This is a genomic window from Flavobacterium sp. RSP15 (assembly GCF_003968755.1).
Lineage (GTDB): Bacteria > Bacteroidota > Bacteroidia > Flavobacteriales > Flavobacteriaceae > Flavobacterium.
Genome location: NZ_RYDL01000018.1, coordinates 17,023 through 37,021, shown reverse-complemented (window position 1 = coordinate 37,021; position 19,999 = coordinate 17,023). Strand labels below are relative to the sequence as shown.

The window sequence follows — 19,999 nt, the reverse complement described above, 5'->3', positions numbered from 1 at the left end:
ATTTTTATAATTCAGTGGCATTTTCATGGTTTTTAAAACGAATGGTAAAGGTATTGAACAATTTTGGATTATTTGTTTTTAGTCAATAAAGCTATCTTGTTTATTGCTACATTTTTGTTAAATTTATTGCTTTTGAATGCAATTGAAATTTTTGTTATATCCGTTAATTGGAATTAATAAAAATTAAATCAATAGCTTTTTTTACAATTTTAAGATATAAATAGCTATTGCTAGACTGTTTTTATTTTCAAGGTATACAAATTAATTATTAGTTTCGATAGAAGTGTTTTTTAAATTAGCCAATAAATAACTAGCTATGAAAAGTAATTCGACTTTTATAAGTGACATTTCTAAAAAGGTATTCCCAATAGCGGATAAAGTAGCTGCTAAGACCATACGGAACCCAATATTAGCACTTATTCAAAATGATTATCCTGATTTTGATGCCAATAAATTATTAGCAATAAGTGAACTTAATAGGTATCGGGAAAAATATATTTCGAATTATTTATTGGTCGAAATAGGGGAATTGTCTAATCTGGAGGCTAAAGTAATCGGTTCCTTAAGCGAAGATAAATCGCTGGTGAATACTGTAGAGGATGAAAATGGTGATCGAACCGTAGGGCAAAAAGTGGCAGACAAGGTCGCAGCTTTTGGCGGAAGCTGGAAATTTATCATTCTTTTTGGGGTGTTTATTTTATTGTGGATTTTGGCTAATATTTATATTCTGCTGAATAAAGGTTTTGATCCGTACCCATTTATTTTATTGAATTTAATTCTGTCTTGTTTGGCTGCACTTCAAGCACCGGTAATTATGATGAGCCAAAACCGTCAGGAAGAAAAAGATCGGGAAAGAGCTAAAAAAGATTATATGATTAATTTGAAATCAGAACTTGAAATCAGAATGCTTCATGAAAAACTGGATCATTTGATTATGCATCAGCAAGAAGAATTAATTGAAATTCAGAAAGTACAAATCGAAATGATGAATGATATTCTAGCCCGAATCAAATAATTGTTGTTGCTGTAAAGGGGATAAAAAGAAACTCATTAGTAGTGTTTAAAATAATACCCTGCAATCATAAAAACACCATTAAGGACAGCGGTGCCGATAATTATTTTTTTGTAGTTTCTGTTGGTGTCTATGAAATTCAAAGCCAGAATTCCCAGAAATAATAAGGTCGTGAAAATTGCCGGATACCTATCGAAAGCACCTCCAAAATCGCCTTGTAAAAGCAATAAAAATCCCCGCTGAAAACCACAGCCCAAACACTCTATTCCAAAGAGTGTTTTACTGAAACACGGGAGCATGTATTTTTCTATATTCAATTTTTTTTCTTTTTTACAAGTATACGTAAAAGTAAGAAATTTTATCAAGAGTAAATAGAGTAATTTTAAATTCAGTACTTTTGGAATCTGATATTTTAAAAGATGAAAAAATATATAATCCCCATAATGATTCTCGCCATCACAGTTGCTTTATATGAGCAGGTGAGTGCCGAAAAAAACGTGTACATCATGGTTGTTGCAATTGTAGTTTTTATGATTGGAATGATGCAGTTGAGTGCTAAAACTCCGAGTAAAAATCAAGAAAAAGAAGACGAAAATGTTCAATAAAGGAGATAAAGTTTCCGTGCTGGATGAAGCGATGAATGGGATAGTGTTGTCAGTCAAAGACCAGCAGGTTACGATAGAAACGGAGGATGGTTTTACGATGACATTTATTGTCAATGAATTGCTTAAAATAAACGATTCCAGTAACTTAATGGAATCAATCAGAAGAATAAATGTAAGTGAAATTGCAAAAGAGAAAGAGATCCCAAAACCCCGTAGTTTTGTAAAAGAAAGGAAATCTAAACACGAAATTCCAGCTCCTGAATTTGATTTACACATTGAAAAACTGGTGCCTAATAAACGCGGAATGTCGAATTATGATATTCTGACGCTACAGACTGAAACAGCAAAACGCCATATTGAATTTGCGATTAAAAATCGCATTCCAAAGATTGTTTTTATACATGGAGTCGGGGAAGGAGTCTTGAAAGCAGAGCTAGATTTCTTATTGGGACGGTATGATAACATCGCTTTTCAAGAAGGTAATTATCAAAAATACGGTCAAGGAGCAACAGAAGTTTTCATTAAGCAAAGCGCTATGTAAGCTCATTTTTAATTTTTAATTCCAAAACGAAAGGTCTGATTTAAGATGATTTCTCCTTTGAAATTCTCTTAAATTAGACCCTTTTTTGTAACCATGAAAAGAACTTTTTCTTATCTGAAATTATAAGTTTTTTGGCCCCTAATTGGTAGTCAATAAATCTCCATAAATATAAGCATCACCTAGAATAAAATCACTGTTTCCTTTCTTCATTTTTACTTTTTTCAGCACTACAGTATGTCTAAAACCTGATCCATTTGTTGTAGTTGTTACTTCTATAATACCGCTGGTATTTGCTATTCCTGACACTCCAATCCATTCTTCACTAAATGTCGGAGTAGTAGGGAAAGTAGTATTACAAAAATAATTTCCTGTAACCAAGCCAGAGAATAAACGATACGTCAGTTTGTTTTCTGTGTCGCCTATCAATCCGGTTCTAGGAGTGTTCAGCGGTGTTACGGCATTCACGATTAAACTGGCATCAATATCCAGAATTAGCGCTTCACTGCTGTTGTAATCGTATAATTGTTTGGAAGTAGCACATTGTTCCAATGTTTTATTGAAACTAAAAGGCAGCGGTGTTGCTGCTATTTGATAGTCTCCAAAAAAGAATGTTTCGTACACTTGCGTTCCGTTTCCTTTATCAAAAGTGATGTTTTTGAACGTTATATTATGATTGTATCCTGTAATTTTAGTACTGTTATCATCAGGATTTAGGGGTTTTATTGCCGTTGTAGTTATTACAATTTTCCCGCCAGTTGCGGTCCATTGGCCTGTAACTGTGGGTGTTGCCGGAGGAATAGTTTCGCAAATTGTAGCATTTGTGACAGTTCCGTTATAAAAACGGTAAAAAACTCGATTTGTACCATTGATATCCAGTTCTTGCACACTTGTTTCTGTCGGAAAAACAACATTTTTTATTTCAAGAATTAACGCTTCGCTATCTTTTAATTTATAAATGATCCCATTTGTCGTGCAATTTTGTGTGGCTACATCTTCAAAAGTGATGGTTTCTTGAATTAAATCTCCATCGTCACATCCGTTTAGGAGCAATGCAAAAACCAACAGGCTAACAATTCTTTTCATTTTATAAAATTTAAAACAAAAATAGAATTTTTAATTTATTCCAAATGCATAACCGCTTAAAAATAGATTATTTAACAGGATATTGTGTTTTAGCAACTATCAATTAAGTGATAAAGTACCTGTTTTAATAGTTATAAAATTGAAAGATAGTGAGAATTTAAAGCCGATTGAAATCAGTATCTTTGTCTAAATTTAATACGATAGATGAGACTCAACAAATATTATTCGGCTGCTTTTTTAGCTTTTTTTGTGTGGGGTTTTTTTAGTTTTGCTTTAAAGCCTTTACACAATTATCCGTCGCTGGATATATTATTTTACCGAGTGTTTTTTAGTGCCATTACCATGGTGTTGATCAATGTTGTTTTCCGTAGAAATGTAATGCGTAAAAACTGGAATCACTTCAAGACGATACCTCCCAAACAACAGAAGAGTGTTGTTATGCTAACACTTGGCGGAGGTATATTTCTCTCCTCAAACTGGTTTGTTTACATTTATGTGATGAATCACGTAAGTGTCAATGCGGCTTCGTTGGCGTATTTAATTTGTCCAATTGTAACAACTGTTTTTGCCTTTTTCATGTTGAAAGAAACGCTGAGCAAATGGCAGTGGATTGCTGTTTTAATTAGTGTATTTAGTTGCGTTTTATTATCCTTTAATCATTTTCAGGATATATTCTACAGTCTTATTACGGCTGCTACTTATGCGCTGTATTTAGTGAGTCAACGTAAAAATAATGATTTAGATAAATTCCTCAGCCTGACGATTCAATTGATTTTTACGGCACTTGTACTGCTCCCTTTTTATCCAAAATACAGTGGAACAATTCCTGTAGAGCCTCTGTTTTACGGCTACATGTTCCTGATTGTGTTTTTTTTTACGATTATCCCTTTGTTTCTAAATCTTTATGCGCTCAAAGGAATCAACTCTTCCGCGGTGGGAATTATGATTTATATTAACCCGATTATTAATTTCTTGTTGGCTATATTTTATTATAACGAGCAGGTTACCTCGCTTCAATTGTTTTCTTATTTGCTGATTTTGGTTTCAATTGTTGTTTTTAATGAAAAACTGCTTTTTCCCCGAAAATTAAAACTCGCCCCTTCAGAAATACCAGTTTTAAAATAATTTTATAATTTAAAAAATGAAAAAAGTATATCTCGATAACGCTTCTACAACTGCTATTCGTCCCGAAGTAATCCAGGAAATGACTAAAGTATTAACGGAAGATTATGGAAATCCATCTTCAACGCACAGCTTAGGGCGTTCTGCAAAAAATGTTCTGGAGCTTTCCAGAAAGTCAATTGCCAAAAACCTGAATGCCACTGCGCAGGAAATAATTTTTACTTCCTGTGGTACCGAGGCCAATAACTGGATTCTTCGGTCAGCCGTTAAGGACTTGAAAGTGCAACGAATCATTACCAGTAAAATCGAGCATCATGCGGTTTTGTACACGGCTTTAGTTTTAGAAAAAGAGTATGGAATTCAGATTGATTATGTAGCAATAAAGTCAAATGGAGCAATTGATATTACTGATTTAGTGGAGTTATTATCACAGGATAAGAAAACATTAGTCAGTTTGATGCATGTGAATAATGAAATTGGAACTGTTTTAGATTTAGAACGAATAAGCCGTATTTGTCAAGAGCACAGTGCTTTGTTTCATTCGGATACCGTACAGTCCATAGGGAAAACCGGCATAGATTTGCAAAATTTATCTATAGATTTTATCGTGGCCAGTGCGCATAAATTTCATGGACCTAAAGGCGTTGGTTTTGCATTTATTCGAAAAAATTCAGGAATGCAACCCTTATTTTTTGGTGGCGAACAAGAGAAAGGATTGCGCGCCGGGACTGAGGCTCTACATCAAATTGCAGGAATGGCAAAAGCTCTGGAACTTTCATACACCAATTTAGAAACGGAACGAAAGCACATTTCTGAAGTACGGAGTTATTTAATTACCAAGCTTGAAATTGATTTTCCAGGTTTCGAAATTAATGGGAATAGCGATGGTTTTTACACGGTTTTAAATGTTTTACTGCCTTTTTTAGACGAAAAGACAGCGATGATTTTGTTTCATTTAGACATGAAAGGGATAGCAGTTTCCCGCGGTAGCGCCTGCCAGTCCGGGAGTATAAAACCGTCTCATGTATTAGCCGAAATGCTTTCGAATGACGATTTAAAGAAACCAAGTTTGCGCATTTCATTCAGCCATTATAATACTAAAGAAGATATCGATTTGCTTATTGCAGCTTTGAAAACGATATAAAAAATCTGCTGTAAAGTAGTTTCTTCAGTAGTATTAACGTATTTACGTACCTAGTTTTGGATATTTATAATGGAATCGATGGCTTTTCTGCATATTTTTCCATGATTAAGCGCGCTTTGAAAAAGCATTATGCAGATTCAGAACCTTGATTAGTGTTGATGTGTTTGTCTTTTATGATTAACAGACAGTTGCCGAGTGTTAATTAAAAAAAAAAGTGTAAGCTGCAGCTCAATTACAAGTTATTCACCTGTTTGTTTACCAATATGAATGGATTGCCCCACTAATTTCCAGTGTCCATCAATTTTTTCTAATAACCGAATTTCATACGAGAACGTTTTTTTACCATCTTTGGCCGTTGACTCTTCGTTGTGGCTTACCCAGGCGTTGTCCTTATGAATACTCATCTTGTAATTTGTATTTACAGAATAGCCACCGTTACCCATTGCTTCCGGATTTGTATTAATCATAGCCGTAGGCGGAATGTCGAGTACGGTTCCGTCTCCAGTTGAAATTAATATTCGGCTGTAGGGCTGAATGTACCAACAGTCCGTATGTCCCTTGCTGTCGCCAGCTCTCCATGTGGCAGACTCTTTTTCAAGTAGTTTTTTGATGCTCTCAGATTCATCATTATTTTGACTATAACCTACCAAATTTAGTGCTAGTATAAGATAAAAGGATATTGTCCATTTCATATCAGGCCTGTTTTTTAGAATATTATGTTTTTCGTTTTTATGGCGTAAAATCAGCTAAAAACATGTGCTTTCAAGAATTTTAAGGCTTTTTACGAACGTAAATATATAATTTAATCCTATGAAAACAAATAGGATTTCATTTTTGTGCGTTGTTGTATTGAGAGAAAGTTTTACAACAGCTGCAAAAAAAGACTCTTGACACTATCCCGCTAATTATCACTGATTAACCGGATTGTGTTTAAAAAAATCCGGCTAGTCTAGTGGTAATATTAATTAAAGAAAGGTCGCTTTATTTTAAGGTTTTAGTATTGGATCCTACTAACTTGCATCAAAAAAGCACTGTTTTTTTAATGCGACGAAGGTTCATAAATGAGTCGTAAAAAGGAGCTAAACCGCTGGTTTTCTCTATTTATAGGAATTCCGGTTACTATGCCTATTAGTAAATTATCTGTAATTTCTACTCTCATTTGAGGTCGGATTGTCATATCAAAATCAGCATTATTAATTTCTTTGTTAAACTCCAGTCCAATAAAATTTCGCGTTCCGGGGATCATGTAATGGATATTTGAATTAATCTGCCAGTTCGTCTGTGTTGTATTATCTGAAAAGTGGTGCGTAAATTGTGGCCCGGTGTATAAAAGGGTATGAAAATTTTGTCCCCAGCGTTTAGCAATCACCAAGAACGGATTATATCCATTTCCGGTTATTAAAGTACTATTGCTGTAGTTGTTAAAATTGGGTAATAGAAATTCGTGAATATAGCCAACAGCCATTGATATTTTCTTTTTTTCTGAAACAAAAAAGGTATATTGTGCCGCTAGTTTTATACTATTCAGGTTACTTCCCGGCGAATTTCCGTTGCCGGAAGTAGGGTAATAAATTGAAAAAGGCAATTCTACTTCAAGTCCTAATCGATCAATTGGAGCCCATTCATATTCTAGCAGTGCAGTATATTCATCATGAGTGATATTGTCTGTCAAACCGAGACCTAAATTCCATTCTTTTTCTCCTTTTCGGGCTCCCAAATCTCTAATGAGATCGATGTACAGAGGTTCAGCATGTAACACTTTTGGACGTTTTTTTTTGCCTTCAACTTCTTGAATGTAAAGACTGTCTTTGATCGTATTTTGTTGGTTTTTTTCTGTTTGTGCTTGAGAATGTGTACCCGTAAGTACCGTTAATAGCAGAGTAAATACCGCTGTTTTTAAATATTGAAGAGCCATTTTAATTTGTTTTATGTTTTAGTATACGAATTGCAACCCTAGTTTTCATGAGAAAATAAGGCAGGGATTAATGATCTAAATAACAAATTAAATGTCAGGGGGAGGCGTGTGTATTTCAAAATACGGGGTCGGAGGAATCGAATTTTGTTCAGCTAATTTCCCCTTTTTTAAATATAAATATTTTTTATAAAGACTAATTGCACTGTTTGGTACTACAAAAAAATCTATAAAAAAAGCACTTTTTGCTGCAAAATCTTGATTGGTATCATTATCATCGTATTCAGGTATAGCATTTTCGAATCCTAATATTTTTTCAACCACTATTTCAATAATGCTTTCCAGATCATTGTGGGTCAGATCCTCAGGTAAATAATTTGGTTGCGCATCAGGGGAATCAACAAAGCAGTTCAGCAGGTATAACGACATGAAACCCCAAAAATATCGAGTTAAAAGAGTATGTCGAATTTGTTTAATCATTTTGCATAATTACACTATTTTCTTGCTTAATAGTTGTAAATTTTCGTTAAAGTCGATTATAATTTAAGCGAGTCGCCATCTGCCAAGTGTTTAAAGGGTGCTTTTCTGGATTATTTTAAGTTTAAAAGAGAAAATATGGTACTAGTGAAATTTCCTTTGGTTGTATCCGTTTTACGGATCTGTTTGCAAGCAGTTTTTGTTTTTAATAATACGTTATTGGATTTTATTTCTAAATTTTTCTAAAATGATTAAAATATTCATCAATGCGTATCATCATTCCAGTCAGAATCTTCTTCAGTTGTTTTTTTGAAATCTTTATTCAAGAACTGTTTGTATTTCTTTTTGTCTTTTTGATTTTTTCTGATGAGAAATACTATCAAAGCAATTCCGAAGAAGAGTACAAGTCCAACTATTACCCAATTGATTTTCATTGTTTTTTTGTTTAATACGTAAATTAACAATCTGACATATTCACGGCGATGGCTAATCCGCCTTCGGAGGTTTCTTTGTACTTGTTGTTCATGTCTTTGGCGGTTTGCCACATCGTGTCCACGACTTTGTCTAAAGGCACTTTGGCATTTTTCGGATCGGTTTCCAGGGCTAATTCAGCGGCATTAATGGCTTTTATGGCACCCATAGTATTTCTTTCGATGCAGGGAATCTGAACCAAACCGCCAATAGGATCACAGGTCAACCCCAAGTGATGTTCCATTGCAATTTCGGCAGCCATTAAAACTTGTGCAGGAGTTCCGCCCATCAATTCGCATAAAGCGGCGGCAGCCATGGAAGATGAAACGCCTATTTCGGCCTGACAACCGCCCATTGCCGCAGAAATGGTAGAACCTTTCTTGAAAATACTGCCTACTTCACCGGCAACCATCAGGAATTGTTTGATTTCTTTTTCTCCTGCATTATGGTTTTCAATCACTAAATAATACATCAAAACAGCCGGAATTACGCCTGCGCTTCCATTTGTTGGAGCTGTGACCACGCGTCCTAAAGCGGCATTTACTTCATTTACCGCAAGGGCAAAACAGGAAACCCATTTCAGGATTTGGCGGAATTTTACTTCTGTTTTTCTGATCTCTTCAAGCCAGGTCTGAGGGGAATTATAATTGGATAAACCAATTAGTTTTTGGTGCATGTCAAAAGCACGGCGACGCACGTTTAGTCCGCCGGGAAGAATCCCTTCAGAATGACAACCAATGTACATGCATTCGAGCATCGTGTGCCAAATGCGCATTAGTTCCTGATCGATAACGGCTTCGGAACGCATTGATTTTTCGTTTTCATAAACGATTTCGGATATCGATTTGTTTTCTTTTTTACAAATATCCAATAGCTCAGCCGCTTTGTCAATTGGATAGGGAAAAGCACCTTTTATTTGGATTTTATTTTTGGCGTTGATGCGTTCTTCCTTGACTACAAATCCGCCACCAATTGAATAATAGGTCGCTATATGTTCTTTGTTATCAGTTGTATAAGCTGTAAAAGTCATCCCATTGGAATGAAAGGGCAGAAAGTTTTTATTGAAAACGATATCTTGGAGAAAATAGAATGGGATTCGCTTTTCATTTCCTAAATGGATTTCATTTTTGGATTCAATAGATTTGATAATTGCATCAATATTTTCTACGGGAATGTATTCTGGATCTTGTCCGCTCAAACCAAGCATTACTGCTAAATCCGTGGCGTGTCCTTTACCGGTTAAGGAAAGGGAACCGTATAGATCTATTTTTACCCTGCTGACAGCATGAAGTAAATTTTCGTTTCGCAATTCACTAAGAAAGCGTTCGGCAGCTCTCCAAGGTCCAAGTGTGTGTGAACTCGAAGGTCCAACACCAATTTTTAGCATATCAAAAACGGAGATACATTCTTCCATGTTAAGTGTGAATTTTTATTACCTGCAAATATAATAGAATGTAGCAGGGATACGAATTGAAAACAGAATAATATTGGTTTTTTAATAATTAATATTGCTATATTGCTAGTATTCTTCAAAAAAAAAGGATTTAACAAAACTAATACTTTGTTAAAATCAATATTTCTTTAATTCAAAATTTAGCTTGTGCAATACTTTGTAAATGGCTATTTTTGAAGCTTAACTAACCCAAAACAACATGAAAAAGATTATTTTTTCTTTTTATCTACTGCTAACTTTGGTGCTGAGTGTTCATTCGCAAGTGCAAAGTCCTTCTGAATTTATACCCAATTACGGAAAACAAATAACCTATTACCATCAGACTGAAAATTATTTTAAGCATCTTACGGAAAAGTCTACTTTTATCAAACACCAGAAATATGGTGTAACGCCGGAACAAAGGGATTTGAATGTATACTTTATTTCGAGCCCGGAGAATTTGGCTAATTTGGAACAAATTAGGAATAACAATTTGGCAGCCATTGGTTTATCCGAAAATAAATCACAAATGATTGGCGATAAATTAATTGTTTGGTTGAGTTTTAATGTGCACGGAAATGAATTTGCCGGAACCGAAAGTGCTATGACCGTGGCGTACGAATTAGTAAATCCTTCGAATGCCGATACTAAAAAGTGGTTAGAGAATACCATTGTAATACTGGATCCATGCATCAATCCGGATGGATATTCCAGATACGGAAATTGGTTAAGAGAAATTTCAGGTAAAAAAACGCATCCGGAATTGTCAGACAGAGAGCACATGGAAGTGTGGCCGGGCGGTAGATACAACCATTATATATTTGATTTAAACAGAGACTGGGCGTGGCAAACACAACCGGAAACCCAACAGCGTATTGCGCTGTACAACCAATGGATGCCACAAGTTCATACAGATGTGCATGAAATGGGATACGATTCTCCGTATTTTTTTCCACCCTCAGCGGAACCTTTGCACGAATATATTGAGAAATACCAGAAAGATTTTCACTACACTTTAGGTAAAAATATTTCTAAAAAATTTGATGCTCAAAACTGGATGTATAACACCGGTGAACGTTTTGATTTGTTTTATCCAAGTTATGGGGATACGTATCCTACATACAATGGCGCGGTTGGTATGACGATGGAACAAGGCGGAATAGGTGCGGGGAGAGCCGTTACTATGGGCAACGGAATCACCTTAACGATACAAGACCGATTGACACATCACGCTACGGCAGTCCTGACGGTGGTAGAATCAGCCGCCGCACAAGCGGATGTTTTGCTGAAAGGTTTCAGAGGTTTTATGAATAATTCCCGAAAAACAGTGAAGGGAAATTATAAAATGTATGTGATGAAAAATAATCCGAAGTTGGTTCAAATGGCGGATTTGTTGAAAAAAAATAATGTAGAATTCAGTTACGCTGATGCCAGTCAAAAAGTATCCGGATTCAATTACAATACAAAAACAGATAAAGGTTTTATGATTGAACCCAATGATTTAATTGTAAAAGTAGATCAACAAAAAGCTGTTTTAGCACAAGTGCTTTTTGAACCGGACCAAAAGTTGAATGATAGTTTATCGTATGATATTACCTCTTGGGCTTTGCCCTTGGCGTACGGTGTTGAAGGCTATGCGTTAAAAAATAGTCTGGACATAAAGACTAAAGCAACTATTGAAGTGAAAGAAAAGATCGTTCCTAAAAATGCTTATGCGTTTCATATTCCTTGGAATAACAGAATTTCAGCTCAGGTGTTGTCTTTGTTGCACCAAAATAATATCAAAGTGAGGTCTGCGATGAAAAAAGCCATTTTTGGAGATGTGATTGTAGAGCCGGGTGGACTGTTAGTGACCAAAGCGGATAATCCTAAAGTGGTTGATTTTGAAAAAACGATTAGTGAACTCGTAAAAATAAAAACCGATTATAATTACATACTTACAGGTTTTTCGTCTAATTCTAAAGATGTAGGCGGCGAAAATTTTAATTTATTGAAAGCGCCTAAAGTCGTTTTATTATCCGGAAAAGGGGTGGGCTCTACAGAGTTTGGTGCCGCTTGGTATTATATGCAAGAAACTATTGCATATCCGGTGAGTGTGGTTGAAGTAAATAATTTCAATAGATTTAATCTTTTTAACTACAACACACTGATTTTAGCAGACGGATATTATGATTTTTCAGAAGACCAACAAAAGAAAATTGGCGAATGGATTAAAAACGGTGGAAAAGTGATTGCAATGAATAGTGCGCTTACCCTTTTTGAAGCAAAAGACGGATATGCATTAAGTCCTTTTGCAACTGAAGAAGACAAATTAAGCTCTGAGAAAGCCGCTGAAGAAGAGGAACTAAAAGAACGCTTCTTAGATTTTCAGGATTCAGAACGCAGGTATATTTCTAAATCCATTCCCGGAGCCATAATTGAAAACCTATTGAATAAAACACATCCCATGTCTTTTGGTTTAGGCGATACATATTTCAGTCTAAAAACGGATGACAGACATTATTCACTATTGAAAAAAGCCATAAATGTTGCTTATGTTCCTAAAGATTATAAGAGTTATGGTTTTGTAGGTAATGAAATCAAAAAGAAACTGAACAATACCGTGAGCTTTGCAGTTGATAAAAAAGGCGATGGATCTGTAATTTATATGGTAGATAATCCATTATTCAGAGGTTTTTGGGAAAATGGAAATCTATTGTTCAGCAATGCATTGTTCTTAGTCAATTAAAGAGTGTACAAGATAGGTTACATAAAAAGAGCACGAGGTATCGAGCTCTTTTTATGTTTCATTTTTTTTCTAAAAAGGATAACCAATTGCTAGATTGAAAACTAAATTTTCTTTTCTCCAGGCACTATTTCCCAGACTGATTTGATCTAAAACCCAGCGATCTCCATTTGGTAAATACGGTTTGCGTAACGGGAAAGCAAGATCTGTTCTCAGAATCAGAAAAGAGAAATCAAAGCGTAATCCGGCTCCAACTCCAACGGCCAGTTCATTCAGGAATTTTTTGGAAAATTTTGCTCCCGGTTTATCCGGATTTTCATTCAGTAACCAAATATTTCCGGCATCTAGAAACAAAGCTCCTTTTACCAGTCCATATATTTTAGTTCGGTATTCGGTATTAAACTCTAGTTTTAAATCACCGGATTGATCCGCTAAAAAAGTGCCGGTGTTAGCTGCAGCTCCATCAAAACTTCCAGGTCCCAAGGAACGGGCTCTAAAGGCTCGCAAACTATTGGTCCCACCAATGAAAAACTGCTTGATAAAAGGCATTTCATTTGAATTTCCATACGTAAATCCGGCTCCTGCAATGATTCTGCTGGCTAATTGAGACTCTTTTCCTAATTTCAAATAATGTCTGAAATCTTGCTCTATTTTGATAAATTGACTAAACGGAACATCAAATAATTTGATAGTATCTCCTTTTCGAATATTTGCTCCTGAAACTAATCCTGCTATATTGCCTACCAGATCAAGGCTAGCTTTGTAGTAAAAAGTGTTTTTCTTTCTCGTTTGTAAAGTATTAGTGTACGTATAGGAATAGGATGGTCCAAATAGTAATTGCTTCTCAACCACTTTCTCCAGAGAAGGGTTGTTTGCAATTTGTTCATGGTACAAATTAGTTATGTTTTGCGGACTGGCGTATGTGATTTCGGTAACATTTAAAAGGTGTTCTTTTCGTTCGTTTTCTTTCCATAAATAACCAAAAGAACCTTTGAATGTTTGTAGGGAATATAAATTGGTTCTGTTTTGAAATTCATATCCCAATGTTGCTTTTGTCTTTGGAACAAAACCACTTGACGGGTTTAGCTTAAAAGGGGATATAAATCGGGGCCAAATTAAATTAGCTTCGGTACCAACTCTGTACACATTGAAACCATTATTTTGTCCGGAAACTTGCACTTCTACACCCCCAAAAGCTGAGATTGTTAATAATTCAGCACCCCGGAACGCATTGCGATTGCTCCAGTTTAAATTGAGTTCGGTTCCGGTGTAATTAGCAGAATTTGTTTTGGCCAATAATTCCATCCGAAGCGATTTTTTAGGCAATGGCGTCAGGTAATAATAGGCATCTAAATAATTTCCGAGTGTATCAGAAACCTTAAACTGATTTTTCACAAATTTGAAAGTACCTAGATTTACCAATCGGTTCAATGATAAATTATGATCGCTGCGGTTGTATAGATCCTCTTTTTTAAAATATAAAGCCCGGTCAAAAATCCTTGGTTTGAATAAATTTTCTGGATCTATAATGGTTAAATCATTATATTTTGTAATGGTATCGATACTGATTTTTAAACTGTCAGAACTAATAGAATAGTTTGGATATACAATAATTTTATTAATTTTGTACGGAGTTTCGGCTAGTTTCGGAGTTTCCTCTTTTATCTTTACAATTAGATCGACCTGATGATCTGCAACCGTTGAGTCTACTTGTACTTTTAAATAATCAGGATTAAAATAAAAGAATCCTTTTTCTTTTAGCCTAGAATCGATTCTGATTCTTTCTTCTTTGATGGTATTTAGGCTGTATCCTTCTTCTTTTTTTAACAAACTTCTAAGTCTGGTATTGCGCACGGCACTTGAAATCACTGCGGAGTCTACAGGGAATTTGACGGCGCTGATTTTGTATTGTTTTGCGGGTTTTACAAGATATTCTGCAGTTGCTTTTTTTCCGTGTCGTGTTGAATCAGCCGCTGTTTTTGTATTGAAATAGCCATTGTTTTCTGTGAAATTTTGTAAAACGTTTTTGTTGTATTCTAAGTCTACCTGACTGTATAAAACAGGGGCTTCGCCTACTTTAGTTTTTAACCAGTAGCGCCATCCTTTTTCTTTCTTTGGCGTCCCAGCCAAGTTATAAATGTACAGCTTAGGCCTCAATCCTAAAATCGAGGAATTGGGTTTTGGTCTTACCACTTCTCCAAGAGCGGTTTTTAATGCTTTGTTTTCTTTTTTAGAGGTTTCTTTTCCTTCTACGGTTACTATAGCACCGGTATACAGCAGCTCTCCTTCGGGTAAAAAGCGAGTGTTGCTGCACGATGAAGCCAATATTGCAAAGAAAAGAAAAGATACTAAATGGTTATTGTTCATTAATTTTATTATTTATTAAAAAAAATTAAACCACTAAGAGATTAGGTTTTTATTAAGGAAAATCAATTGGTCTAATTTCTTAATGGTAAAAAAACTTTTATTTATTTTTTTTGCTTTGCTTTCTTCGCTTCACTTTTTGTAAATAATTCTTTGAATTTATTATAATCTAAAGTGATTATAAAGGCAATTCCAGTCTCGACGACTTCCCCTTGCAGCGCCACTTGGTATTTGTTTATGCGGTAGGCTCTCATTTTATACCTTCCATCTCTTGAGAGTTGATAATCTAAGGAAACATTGCCGGCAATATTATTGGTATTTTGATTGGCTTGCTGGGGCCCTTCAATCCCAAAGCTGCTGCCAACCGTAACTTTCAATCGGTCGTTCAGCAATTTTTTTGAAATGCCTACATTAAGATCTGTTTTGTTCTCGCGTTGCCCGGTCGTATAATCATCGGACGTATTCAGATCAAAATTCAGCTCTACTCCTTGAATTAAATCACCGGCGAGGTTGTTCAGTTGTTGGGATAAAATTTTACTGGCACTTTCTCTGGCCAGTGAGGAAACGGTTGCTCCGCCGGATTGACTGGCAAATGGGTTTTCTCCAATAAAACGATTCAAGAGCAGTAAGGCAAAAACCTGTTTGTTCAGCTCATCAGGTTGCTGACGCAATTGGGTCAGTTTAGCCTGAGTGGTATTTATAATCTCTGTTGAAACACTATTGTTCCCCTCCGGCAAAACTATATCAAATGAAATAGTGGGTTTGAGCAAAGCACCATTCATTTTTAATGCGGTTTCAAAAGGGATTTTTTGTTTGTAGGTATTTCTCACTTCGGTGGTAACACTTCCTAATTGGTCATTTACTAAATCAATGGGAGCCGCTTGTGTTTTATAAATTGCAGTTATATTAATGTCAGCAGTTGTGGGCTCTCCTGTCCATAGAATGTAGCTGCCTTTTTTGATGTCAAATTTCCTTTTGATGGCGTTAAAGTTCATTTCATAACTCCCTTCGGACAATTCATAGCGTCCGGTCAGCGTTGTTTTTCCTGAAGGATCAATTCCTCCGTTTAATTGCGCTTCGCCTTTTAATTTCAAGAAATCCCCGTTGGCTTTGTCAATTACCATTGATAATTCAGCTTCTTTGTTTACCTCAATGTTTACGGATGCGTTAACCCCTTTTATAGTGGATTCACTGCTGAATTCTTCCAGAACAATGGTCTCCATTAATTTTGGATTGTCTTGGTCAATAAATTCTACAATTCCTTCCCTATCAGCTATGGAAGGATCTGATTGGGGCAAAACAATAGTGAATTTAGTCTCTTTATTAATACGTATGGTTCCTTCGACAATAGGATTGTCTAAATTTCCTGTTATTTTTAAATGGTTGTCTAAGTACAGCTCTCCATAATACAAATCATTGTCTTTCGCTTTAGAATTGACCGCCTTGAAGTTATCCGCATCCAGGGCTAAATCGAACCCAAAATTACTAAAATTGGCACTGTCAATTTTTCCGTTGATGGCTAAATCATTGTCTCTCTCATCATTGATAATGAAATTATCAAAAACAATAGCGTTTTCAGTAAAGATAATTTTATCATTTAACGACTTAAATTTAGAATTGAGCGGCGTGGCTTTGAAACCAATTTCATTGAATTGTAATTCTCCAATTACTTTGGGCTGGCTGGTATTCCCAGTGATTTTAAAATTCCCATTCAAAAAACCGGTGCTTTCAGTGATATTATTCAACGTAAAACCTTGAATACTTTTTAAATTCAGCTTTTCAATATCCAGATTCATATCAAAACTACTGTTGTTTATTTTATAGTTTCCTTCTAATTTGACTTGGTTTCCCTGACCTGTAATAGCAACAACAGCATCGTATTGGTTGGAAATGGCATTATTTACTTTTATACTGATAGTTCCAATGGTATCTTTTTTGAACGTAAAATTTTCAATATTTAAATCCGAAGTAAAAACGGGCGATGTGGTTGTGTTTTTCACCACTGCGTTTCCATTGATCTTACCACTCAGTTGTAAATCCTTTTTCTCCACAAAACTCGTAATCGTTTTAATGTCAAAATCTTTGAAATCAATAGTGATCGGCGCATTAGGAGTTTCAGACTGTGATTGAATGCGAATGGTGCTGCCGTTCTTGTTTAATTCGAAATTATCTGCGTAAATTCCTTTTTTGCCAAACCGAATCAAATTAGCATCCGCTATTGTCCAAGATTCATAATTCAGCAGTAGTTTAGCGGGGTCAAGACGAACTTCGTTATTTCCGTTTGCCGCTTTTAGTGTTCCGCTTATGCCATATCGTTCTGCGTCTTTTGCATCCTTCAGCTGTAAGGTGTAATCCAGGATATTTTGCGCTACTTTTCCTGTAATACTCGTATGTGGGAGCTGAATTTGTTTGTTTTGAATGTCGTCTATAATTAAGCTGTAAACAAGTGCATTTGCTTGTGTGTCTAGTTTGAAAATTACATTGGTTATCGTGTTTTCGCCATAAATTAATTTTGGAACAGCGCCATTAAGAACAATTGAGTCGTTGAGAGAGTTGTATCTTCCGCTGATGCTAATGGGTTCCAGACTTTTTATGCTAGGAATTAATTTTATTAAAAGAGGACTGTCTTTGATACCAATTTGAAAAGCAAATTGTTGCTTTCCTACCTCTGTTTTTTTAGCAGTAGGATTCTTATCATAATATTTAGCAATCGAGTTTGTTAGTGCTGTAGCAACTTTAGACAGCGTATATTTTCCTTTTATTTCTGCATTTGCAAGCGACGAACGCAGCAATAATGTATTCTTTTGAGTAGTAGATGTTGCAACAAGAATGATCGAGTCTATCTCAAATTGTTCCGTTGCATTAGTGATGCTTATGCGGTTTGCACTTACACTTCCGTTGAGATAATCTAAATATGCGGATTGAATGTCAGCATCTACAACGCCTCTTATTTTTAGTGGTCCTGCATGGAGATTTAGTTTTTCTAAATCAGCAATATCCACATTCAGTTTTAATTTTCCGGTAGGATATTTGTCTCTAAAGCTTCCGTTACTCACTAAATCAAACGTTAAATTAGGATCCTTTGCGTAGGCAGTAGCATTGAAATTTCCGTTGCGAATATTTCCTTTTAAGCTTAAATTTTGATACGTATATTTGTTGTAATTTGCTTTTAGAATGTTGCCATTCAAAGAGGCATTGGCTGTTTTTGGATCAAATCCAGTTCCTTTTATGCTTGCTTTTAGAGTGATTTTTCCAATAGAATCATTTTTGATAAAGCGTCCCAAATCAAAATTTGTAAACTCGGTTTGAATATCATATTTCTCGTAATTTTTTCTGTTTTGATTCAACGCCGCTTTGATCTTGGCAGTACCAAAACTACTCGACAGATTCAGGTTCGTATAGAAATTAGCAATGGTTCCTTTAAACGTTCCTTTGGCATTGAACTGCGGAGGCAGCAGGATCGAATTTGGGATTGTTCCATTGGGTAAAAAACCAATAAAATCTTTGGATCCTGATTGTAAGTTTTTGATATTCACGTCAAAATAGGCTTTATTTACATCTGGCAAACCTACTATGCTGCCGCTTGCTGCTACTTTTGTAGTACCAATGCCGCTAATCTCCATAGATGGGAATGTGATAGCACTCAATTTTCCGGTTATGTCACCGTTGATTAGCAAGATGGCATTGGGATTACTCTTAAATGGGTCTGTATTTGCTAAAGTTGGTACAAAGAGCAGCACATCTTTGATGCCCAATTTGCTTTTTTTCAAGTAAGCAATCAGACCTAATTCTCCGGGAGTATCAGCCAAAGCGGCAATAGATGGATATCCAATTCGGATTTCATCTCTCAATTCTGTCTGAGGTGTTTTTAAATACAGTTTTTTGAGAAACGCATTCTTTTTGCCATAGTAAAATTCTGCGTTAAAGGATTGGATATTCAAACCACTATGATCTTTAACGCTCATGGAATTAGCTACTCCAGATATATTAGTTGGGCCGTAATTTATGGCATCAATTTGTAGGTTTAAGTTAGTAAGATGCAAATGATTGTAATCCATGCCTTTGGCAACAGCCGCAACATTGTTGTTGTCATACCTAAAATCCACTCGCTTGATTTCCGTATTCTTGATTTTGATTTGCCAGTTATTGCCTTCTTCCGAAGCAGGATTTTTTTTAGTTTTTGCGGGTTCTGATTTACCAAAAGCCAAAGCTCCTTTTAGACCCGATAATTCAATACTTTCAAGGAGTGCAAATTTGTTATTGATATCCAACCGGTCAATTTTAGCTACTAGTTTTTTCAAATAAAAAGCAGTAGATAACTTTGTTCCCTCACTTTGGTAATCAAAATCAATTTTTGCAAAATCAATTTCTCCTAGTTTTAATTTGAAAACGGGTTCCGGTGTATTTCCTGTGGGAACTTCTTTAGCAGCGGATTTCTGAACCAAACCTTGTTTTAATTTAAAGTGTAGTCCGTTGATTTTAGCCTTTGGAATTTCGAAATTCATTTGTTCTAAATCGAAAGTTTTAATTTTCGTTTCAAGGTGATTTAGATTGGTAGATAGATAATTTTTTGTAATCGCATCGGAATACGTAAACTGGATTCGGTCGAGCTTAATTTCGGATACAGAGAATTGCATGGGTAGCGAATCGCTCTTTTGTTCCTCTGACGAGGCAAATGCATTCAGGATATAATCAAAATTAAAAACTGCTTTTGAATCCCGACTCAAATTAGTGGTGATGCCTTCGAGCTGAATGGAATTAATTTCGACTTTATTATTCATCAATTGAAAAAGACTAATATCTACAGCTAGTTTTTCTCCGGCAAAAAGGGTGTCTTTTTTTTGATCTTCAAAATAAACACCTTGCAGCATTATTTTTTTTGGAAGTCCAATTTCTATTCGATTAATAGTAACCTTAGTTTTGATTTTTCCTTCCAGATAGGTTACTGCTTTTTCTTTGACATAATTTTGAACAGACGGAGTTTGGATGGCCACAACCAAGACTAAGAACAATAGAAGTAGGAATCCTATTATCCAAAGGAAAATTTTTAAACTTTTCTTTAAATATTTTTTCAAAAGTGGTTTTATTTTGTGGCTAAAAATAACCAAATT

15 protein-coding genes are annotated in these 19,999 nt (G+C 35.4%); 6 read left to right on the top strand and 9 right to left on the bottom strand.

What is annotated here, in order from left to right:
- Positions 1-316 precede the first annotated feature (316 nt).
- Positions 317-1,015 (top strand): DUF1003 domain-containing protein, encoded by a 699-nt coding sequence (locus EKM00_RS13775; protein WP_126462232.1) that lies wholly within the window; start codon positions 317-319, stop codon positions 1,013-1,015.
- Positions 1,016-1,050: 35 nt separating this feature from the next.
- Here EKM00_RS13775 and EKM00_RS13770 read toward each other — a convergent pair whose 3' ends face one another.
- A complete protein-coding gene (locus EKM00_RS13770) occupies positions 1,051-1,329 on the bottom strand; it encodes a DUF2752 domain-containing protein (protein WP_126516567.1) in 279 nt (92 codons plus the stop codon).
- Between the two features lie 102 nt (positions 1,330-1,431).
- Between EKM00_RS13770 and EKM00_RS13765 the strand changes: the two genes are divergently transcribed.
- Both EKM00_RS13765 and EKM00_RS13760 read left to right on the top strand, forming a co-directional pair.
- Complete coding sequence (locus EKM00_RS13765; RefSeq protein WP_126462226.1) at positions 1,432-1,617, top strand: hypothetical protein; 186 nt, start codon at positions 1,432-1,434, stop codon at positions 1,615-1,617.
- Positions 1,607-2,158, top strand: coding sequence for a Smr/MutS family protein (locus EKM00_RS13760; RefSeq protein ID WP_126516566.1), 552 nt, complete (start codon positions 1,607-1,609; stop codon positions 2,156-2,158). Before EKM00_RS13765 ends, EKM00_RS13760 begins: the two co-directional genes overlap by 11 nt.
- 138 nt (positions 2,159-2,296) lie before the next feature.
- On the opposite strand, the gene EKM00_RS13755 is transcribed toward EKM00_RS13760, so the two are convergent.
- Positions 2,297-3,241: a hypothetical protein gene (locus tag EKM00_RS13755; protein ID WP_126516565.1), complete on the bottom strand. Its 945-nt coding sequence runs from the start codon at positions 3,239-3,241 to the stop codon at positions 2,297-2,299.
- 204 nt (positions 3,242-3,445) lie between these two features.
- Here EKM00_RS13755 and EKM00_RS13750 point away from each other — a divergent pair, with 204 nt between their 5' ends.
- A complete protein-coding gene (locus EKM00_RS13750) occupies positions 3,446-4,366 on the top strand; it encodes an EamA family transporter (protein ID WP_126516564.1) in 921 nt (306 codons plus the stop codon).
- 16 nt (positions 4,367-4,382) lie between these two features.
- Positions 4,383-5,507, top strand: coding sequence for a cysteine desulfurase family protein (locus EKM00_RS13745; RefSeq protein WP_126516563.1), 1,125 nt, complete (start codon positions 4,383-4,385; stop codon positions 5,505-5,507).
- Positions 5,508-5,746: 239 nt separating this feature from the next.
- Here the strand turns inward: EKM00_RS13745 and EKM00_RS13740 are convergent, their stop codons facing one another.
- From EKM00_RS13740 to EKM00_RS13725, 5 genes are all read right to left on the bottom strand, one after another.
- Positions 5,747-6,199 carry an endo-arabinase gene (locus EKM00_RS13740; RefSeq protein WP_126516562.1) on the bottom strand — a complete coding sequence of 151 codons (453 nt, stop codon included), beginning with the start codon at positions 6,197-6,199 and terminating at the stop codon, positions 5,747-5,749.
- A gap of 347 nt (positions 6,200-6,546) precedes the next feature.
- On the bottom strand, positions 6,547-7,422 hold the full coding sequence (locus EKM00_RS13735) for an HAEPLYID family protein (RefSeq protein ID WP_126516561.1): 876 nt from the start codon (positions 7,420-7,422) through the stop codon (positions 6,547-6,549).
- 87 nt (positions 7,423-7,509) lie between these two features.
- Positions 7,510-7,899, bottom strand: a complete 390-nt coding sequence (locus EKM00_RS13730; protein ID WP_126516560.1) for a hypothetical protein — start codon at positions 7,897-7,899, stop codon at positions 7,510-7,512.
- A gap of 260 nt (positions 7,900-8,159) precedes the next feature.
- Positions 8,160-8,330, bottom strand: coding sequence for a hypothetical protein (locus EKM00_RS14835; protein ID WP_197037241.1), 171 nt, complete (start codon positions 8,328-8,330; stop codon positions 8,160-8,162).
- A gap of 23 nt (positions 8,331-8,353) precedes the next feature.
- Positions 8,354-9,781: an L-serine ammonia-lyase gene (locus EKM00_RS13725; protein WP_126516559.1), complete on the bottom strand. Its 1,428-nt coding sequence runs from the start codon at positions 9,779-9,781 to the stop codon at positions 8,354-8,356.
- A 238-nt stretch (positions 9,782-10,019) separates the two neighbouring features.
- Here EKM00_RS13725 and EKM00_RS13720 point away from each other — a divergent pair, with 238 nt between their 5' ends.
- Positions 10,020-12,527, top strand: a complete 2,508-nt coding sequence (locus EKM00_RS13720; protein WP_126516558.1) for a M14 family zinc carboxypeptidase — start codon at positions 10,020-10,022, stop codon at positions 12,525-12,527.
- Positions 12,528-12,596: 69 nt separating this feature from the next.
- Here the strand turns inward: EKM00_RS13720 and tamL are convergent, their stop codons facing one another.
- On the bottom strand, positions 12,597-14,891 hold the full coding sequence (gene tamL / locus EKM00_RS13715) for a translocation and assembly module lipoprotein TamL (RefSeq protein ID WP_126516557.1): 2,295 nt from the start codon (positions 14,889-14,891) through the stop codon (positions 12,597-12,599).
- 101 nt (positions 14,892-14,992) lie between these two features.
- Positions 14,993-19,963: a translocation/assembly module TamB domain-containing protein gene (locus EKM00_RS13710; protein ID WP_126516556.1), complete on the bottom strand. Its 4,971-nt coding sequence runs from the start codon at positions 19,961-19,963 to the stop codon at positions 14,993-14,995.
- Positions 19,964-19,999: the final 36 nt, after the last annotated feature.